3 protein-coding genes and 1 pseudogene are annotated in these 6,107 nt (G+C 50.6%); 2 read left to right on the top strand and 2 right to left on the bottom strand.

The features are described 5' to 3' along the window. Positions 1 to 41 precede the first annotated feature (41 nt). Positions 42 to 3,206 carry a DUF3427 domain-containing protein gene (locus QVO99_RS07730; RefSeq protein WP_022317037.1) on the bottom strand — a complete coding sequence of 1,055 codons (3,165 nt, stop codon included), beginning with the start codon at positions 3,204 to 3,206 and terminating at the stop codon, positions 42 to 44. 105 nt (positions 3,207 to 3,311) lie between these two features. Here QVO99_RS07730 and QVO99_RS07725 point away from each other — a divergent pair. Both QVO99_RS07725 and QVO99_RS07720 read left to right on the top strand, forming a co-directional pair. Further along, positions 3,312 to 3,509 (top strand): annotated as a pseudogene (locus QVO99_RS07725) (hypothetical protein); the annotation flags it as partial. A 151-nt stretch (positions 3,510 to 3,660) separates the two neighbouring features. Next, complete coding sequence (locus QVO99_RS07720; protein WP_022317036.1) at positions 3,661 to 4,947, top strand: serpin family protein; 1,287 nt, start codon at positions 3,661 to 3,663, stop codon at positions 4,945 to 4,947. A gap of 123 nt (positions 4,948 to 5,070) precedes the next feature. Here QVO99_RS07720 and QVO99_RS07715 read toward each other — a convergent pair. Continuing rightward, on the bottom strand, positions 5,071 to 6,107 hold a 1,037-nt coding region (locus QVO99_RS07715), incomplete at its 5' end, for a KUP/HAK/KT family potassium transporter (RefSeq protein WP_288177050.1).

The raw sequence follows: 6,107 nt of genomic DNA, 5'->3' as shown, positions 1-6,107 counted from the left end.
GGCAACCACTTCTATATGTTTTCTTTCTCCTGTGTTCATAATTATCCGATAGCTTTATATTGACTTGCAAAGGCGTAGGTGGCTTCCGACATTGGCGTGTTCAGATGCCACACTATCTGCATCGGCTTTGAGCCCTCTATGCTCTTCATCGTGACCTGTCCGAGATAGGTGAACCCCATACGGCAACCGTAGTCGGGATGCTCCACTTGCTGACGCACGAAGAGGAGCATGTTGTTCTCGCCATTACGATAAGCCTCTGCCTCACGACTGCCCTCGCGCACTCGGTTTTGCGTCTCCCAATGGAAGAATTCACGGTTCTGGGCGTAGTCCTTATATGCAGTCATCGAACCCTCCTCGCGTTTCTTTATGATGTCTACGTACATCGCCTCAAGCTTGATGTCCTTCAAACGCTCGACGCCTTCGCGCGACGGAGATTTGCGCTCTATGGTGGAAAGTCCGAGTGCAGCCTGTATCTGTGCTTTGGAGTAGACGCCATGCAGACGAAGCGGATTCCATTCCTTGTAGACCGAATTGTCGGCTTTCTCTGGTGCCGAACATCTGTCTCGCAGATAATCCACAACCTCACGCAACTCCTGTATGAACAGTTGGTCGGAGGCTAAATCGCGGAACATCTCCTCGATGCTGGCGTAAGTGCCCGCCTTGTCGTAAAGGTCGTAATAAAGCATCACGGCACAACGCTTCTGCTGTTCGGAGAAAGAACGGGTGTCGCAACGGAAACCGCTCTCCACGAACCGTAGCAGTTGGGTGAAGTAAGAGAACGAGTCGGTAGCGAGCCATTTCTTTGTGACGGCAAACTTTATTTGTGCAGAGTGTACCGATACCTTACTCTGGACGCCAGCCATCTGGCACATCTCGCCCCACGTAAGGCTGCCGTATATCTTGTGGAAAGGAATGTGGCTGTAAGCCAAGAAACCCTTAAGTGAGAACGAGCCGTTGCATACTTTGTGGTAGGTGGCTATCTCCTTGACGATTCTGCTTCGGTTGAGGCTGCGCAGATAGCCGTCGATGTTGGCAAGGATTTCCTCTTTTGCCTTTTCTTCCAATACTATCTTGCAACCGAAGGGGGCATTGGTGAAGCCTCCCTCAATCTCTTCCCTGATGTTGCGCGAATGGCGGCCTATGAGAGCCTCAAAGCGGTCCTTATAACTGAACTCGGCACGCGAATGACCTACAAAGTCGAGTACAGTAAGATGGTCCTTGCCCTTGTGCAGACGGAGTCCTCGGCCAAACTGCTGGAGGAAGACCGTGGCACTTTCGGTAGGACGAAGGAACAGAATGGTGTCGACCTCAGGAATGTCCACACCCTCGTTGAAAAGGTCTACGACGAAGAGATAGTTGATTGTTCCAGCCTGAAGCTGCTTCTTGACGAGGGCCCGATGGTGGTTGTCGTCGTCACTCGTAAGCACATCCGTATGCAGTCCGGCAAGCGTGAACTTGGCGTTCATGAATCGTGCGTGCTCCTTGTCTACACAGAAGCAAAGCGCACGGACCTTGTTGAGTCGGCTGTTTCCAATATACTCCTGCATCTTCTTCAGGATGAGACCTGTACGGAAATCGTTCCGGGTGTAGACACGCGACAGCTCGGAGATGTCGTAGCCGTGGCCGCTCCATCTTACTTCCGTCAGATCCACGTTGTCAGGGATGCCATAATAATGGAACGGAGCAAGCAATCCGGCGTTCAAGGCAGCAGGAAGACGTATTTCGGCAGAGATATGTCCGTCGAAGAAAACCGTGATATCCTCCTGTTCGTTTGTACGTTCGGGCGTTGCTGTAAGACCAAGCAGAATGTGGGGCTTGAAGTAAGTAATCAGTTTGACGTAGGTTGGAGCCACGATGTGATGAACCTCGTCCACAACCATATAGTCGTAGAAGTCCTCAGTAAGCTGCAGACTGTCCAGTCGGTTGCGCAATGTGTCCTTGCTTGCAAAGACATGCTGATAGCTTGATGGCTCGTTGTTACCGTCCCATACGCTACCGAAGTTAGGGTCTTCGAGCACTATGCGGAAGGTGAGCATGGCCTGGCGAAGGATTTCCTGACGGTGGGCTATGAAGAGAAAACGGCAGTCGGGATGAGCCTCGCGGTAGCGTTTGAAGTCGAAAGCGGCAATAACGGTCTTTCCCGTGCCCGTGGCTGCTACCACAAGGTTGCGGAAATGGCCGTGCACATTTCGCTCCACATCCAGCTTCTCCAATATCTCCTGCTGATAGTCTTTGGCACGCATGAGGTCGAGAGCCGAGAAATCAAGCAAAGGCGTTTCCCAATCGGCTCCCAATGCCTTCTTCAACCGTTCGTCGCTAACGCCGGGAATGAAGTTCTCGAATGTAGAGTCGCACCAATATGCCTCAAACGAATTGCGCACCTCGTAGATAACCTGTGGCAGCTCAAACTGAGTGGCCTTGAAATTCCATTCCTTGCCATCCTTCAAGGCGTAAAGCGAGAGATTGCTTGAACCGATATAAGCCGTGTGGAAACCGGAGTTGCGAAGGAAAATATAGGATTTGGCATGCAGGCGGTCTTGCGTTCCGTCATACGAAATCTTAATCTCCGTGTTAGGCAAGGAAGCCAATCGTGCAATGGCGTCGTAATCCGTAGCACCTGTATAGGTGGTTGTGATGACGCGCAGTTTCTTACCCTCGCCTGTGAACTTACGCAAGCTGTTCCAGAGCAGATTAAGTCCGCTTGTCTTGATAAACGACACCACCCACCATATCTCGTCGGCACAGAGAATCTCGCGGTTAAGCTCGCTCTCCATGTCGGCTGGACCTCTGCCTCCGAAGAACAAGGCGCTTCGGCTGAGGGAGGTTATAGGGGTGATGGCTTTCAGGTGTTGCTCTATGTCTGGATATTCGCAGTTTGTGCGGTCTACAACAGCTGTCAGGATGCTTTTCTGAGCGTCAATAAGTTCGAGCTCCGTGTCCTCCACGTTGAATTCCTTGCCTAATGTCTTGATAACGGAATTAATAAAATCAGTATATTTGTCGGCATCCTGATCGTCGGGTGTACCAGAAAACGTCCCCTCGATAAGGTGCTGCAGATACTTGCTGAGAATATTCACAGCATCATCCTTCGAAATCAGCTTCTTGCCTATATAGAATCGCCCGGTGTCCACCTCGTTCAATTTCTGTTTGAAGAGGCGGTTGATAATCTGTTCGTAAACGCCGGTATGGATATTCGTGTCTTGCATAAATGAAAAGATTGAGAGTTGTGATTTTTTCTTATTCATCCTTATGCAAAGATACAGTATTATTTGTTATGCCACAAATCGAGATGAAACAAATAATACTGACATATCTTCTTCTACAATAAGTTGGTATTTGCTATCTTCTTGTTGGGAAACATCCACTATGACGCTTGGATGACCTTGTTCTTGAAGCGAAGAAAGGTGCTCGACTACGAGTTGTTTGAGCAGCAAGCCATAAACAATAACAAGACCTATGAGTTTATCTCTTTCATGCAGGAAATCAAGTTGCAGGATTGTGAGTCAAAGTCTTTTTCCTTCCCCCCTAAAAAACAACGCTTTTGCCCTGTTTTTGCAAAAGTATTTAGTCAGCCCATGCAATAATCCACCCTTTTGCGTATTTATGTAAATAAAAAAGCTGAAAAGTATGGATTGTAAACAAAACAAAGTTAGTTGTAAAATGAAAAAAAATATCGTACACATAGGTCATGCAGCCGTTATGGCAGCCCTGGCCGCTACCACGCTTGGCTCGTGCGCCACGCAGAAGAACCATCAGAATACGGATAACAGTATGAATGCAACCAAGATCGAGAGCAACCTCGATGAGCAATACCTCGTTCTGAGCGACGCTGAGCAGAAGGCTGTGGCCCAGACCAACGACTTTGCCTTCAACCTTTTCCGCACCCAGGAGGGTATGGACTCGAAGGTTCTCTCGCCCATCAGCGTGGCCTACCTCATGGGCATGCTGGCCAATGGTGCTGAAGGCGCCACGCAGACCGAGATCATGAAGGCATTGGGGCAGGACGGCACATCGTTGCAGACGCTCAACGACGCCTATAAGTCGATTATCAATCATGCGTCGGCTCTCGACCGTCGTACCCAGATCAACATAGCCAACTGCATTGCCGTGAACAAGCAGGTGACCTTCAAGAATGAGTATGCCACCGCCATGAAGGCCCTCTTCGAGGCACAGGTGGAGAGCATGGATTTCACGTCGCCCAAGACCCTGAGCAAGATCAACGGATGGTGTGCCAAGCAAACCGACGGCATGATTCCCAAGATCGTTGATCAGCTCGACGCCAATGCCACCGCAGTGCTGATGAACGCCATCTACTTCAACGGCACTTGGGCTTCCAAGTTCGACAAGAGCCAGACCAAGACGGAGGAGTTCCGCGGTTTCACCCGCGACATCAAGAAGGTCGACATGATGCAGCAGGAGCATAAGTTCATGTATGCCGACAATAAGGATTACGCCGCCGTGACCCTTCCTTACGGCAATGGCACCTACTCGATGACCATAATCCTGCCCGCTGAGGGCAAGTCGACCAATGATGTGGCGCAGCAGCTCAACGCCAAGAAGTTTGCCGAGCTGCAGGCCAACATGACCGAGTGTTTGGTCGATCTGAAGCTGCCCCGCTTCTCCACCACCACCGAGACCCCGCTCAACCAGCCCATCTCAGCCCTTGGCGCCCCGTCGATCTTCCAAGCAGGTCAGGCTAATTTCGGTAATATGACCGACGCCCCCATGTATGTGTCGACCATGCTGCAAAAGGCTAAGATAGAGGTGAGTGAGAATGGAACCAAGGCCGCCGCAGTCACCGCCGCCACCATGATGATGTCGATGTATCAACCCGATGAGCCGCGCCATGTGGTGTTCCATGCCAACCGCCCGTTCATCTACATGATTACCGAGCGCGCTACCAACACCATCTTCTTCATCGGCCAATACACCGGCCCCACGGAGTAAGATCCCCATCTTGTCAGGCACCGCCTTCGGCAAGCCTTCGAGCCATCCTTGTGATGCGCCTTTGCCTACGTAACGTTTCAGTATCTATATATCACTTGAAAAAATATTATCTTGCGACAGGACTTACTCTTCTTCCACGATTTGCGTGATGCGTCTTATGCTTCCGTTGCGTTGGCTGATGATGAGCGGTACACGTTCTACCACCACCATAGAAGTGTCGAGGCCCAATGCCTTTGGTTCGTCGATGCCTATCTTGCTGATGAGTGCATACATACTCATTAGCAGGTTCTGCTGGCGGTTGACGGAACTCTCCGGATAATATACTCGGTGGATGATGATGAATCGGAAATCGCCAGGAATACCGTTTTTGCGGAGCGACGGATAGGAGCTGGTCAGATCAACTTTTCCGTCAGCCACAAGGTCTTCCACCACTTGCCTCAAGTAGAGACTCACCCGGGGCTCTATGCGGAAACCAATGCGCATCGTAATGCTGTAGAGGGTGTCGGGTACCAGGGTATCAAATCTGTACTCCAACGTGTCTGGCGTATCGGCAAACTCCATGTTGATAAGCCAGTAGTGGTCAGCACGTTTAGGCTGCTTGTTGATGATGGAGTAGAGCAGTTTGTTGTCTACGGTGCCTTCCTTGTTGGCATGGTTTATATAGACAAGGTTGGAGGCGTACTTCGGGATGCTCACGTCTGCCTTGATGTCGGATATAATCTGATAGTAGTCATCCAGAGGTTTTGTTCTGATATAATGGTGGCGTATCTTCATGGCTCTAACCCATACATACATCATCAGAAACAGGATTCCGCCAATAAGCATCGTACACCATCCTCCTGCGAGAAACTTCGACAGGTTGGCTGCCAGGAAGATTGCCTCGATGGTGCAGTATGCGCCCATAAACAATATCGTGAGGACTCGCGACACACCCTTGCTGTGCAGGTAGAAACCGAGAAGCAGGGTGGTCATCAGCATGGTGATGGTGATGGCGAGTCCGTAGGCTGCCTCCATGTGTGAGGAGTCGCGAAACAGCAGGATGATGATGACCACACCGATATACATGGCAAGGTTGATCATCGGGATATAGAGCTGTCCCTTTACATGTGTAGGATGCTTGATTCGCATGCGGGGCCAGAAGTGCAGGTTCATGGCTTCGC

The organism is Prevotella sp. CAG:592 (assembly GCF_000436015.1).
GTDB lineage: Bacteria > Bacteroidota > Bacteroidia > Bacteroidales > Bacteroidaceae > Prevotella > Prevotella pectinovora.
Note: the sequence above shows the minus strand (reverse complement) of the source record. Positions and strands in the feature narration are given on the sequence as shown.

What these genes read in the sequence shown, in the direction of transcription:
- QVO99_RS07720 (WP_022317036.1), top strand. Translation starts at nt 3,661, where the DNA reads ATGAAAAAAAATATCGTACACATAGGTCATGCAGCCGTTATGGCAGCC.
- QVO99_RS07730 (WP_022317037.1), bottom strand. Translation starts at nt 3,206, where the DNA reads ATGCAAGACACGAATATCCATACCGGCGTTTACGAACAGATTATCAAC.